The sequence below is a fragment of the Microvirga sp. HBU67558 genome, from assembly GCF_018069605.1.
GTDB lineage: Bacteria > Pseudomonadota > Alphaproteobacteria > Rhizobiales > Beijerinckiaceae > Microvirga > Microvirga terrae.
Genome location: NZ_JAGPUP010000033.1, coordinates 1 through 239 on the forward strand (window position 1 = coordinate 1; position 239 = coordinate 239).

The 239-nt window shown below is 66.5% G+C and carries 1 protein-coding gene; it reads left to right on the forward strand.

What is annotated here, in order from left to right; translation table 11 throughout:
- A partial coding sequence (locus tag KBI52_RS00125) for an NAD(P)H-dependent oxidoreductase (RefSeq protein ID WP_210804714.1) occupies positions 1–239 on the forward strand: 239 nt, incomplete at both ends.

Genomic DNA, 239 nt, shown 5'->3' on the forward strand with positions numbered 1-239 from the left:
CCATGAGCGCCGTGATGAAGGCCCAGATCGACTGGATCCCGCTCTCGGTCGGAGCCGTGCGACCGACGCAAGGGCGCACGCTGGCCGTGATGCAGGTCTCCGGCGGCTCGCAGTCCTTCAACGCGGTCAACCAGATACGCCTGCTCGGGCGTTGGATGCGGATGGTGACGATCCCGAACCAGTCCTCCGTCGCCAAGGCGTTCCAGGAGTTCGACGAGGCCGGACGGATGAAGCCGTCC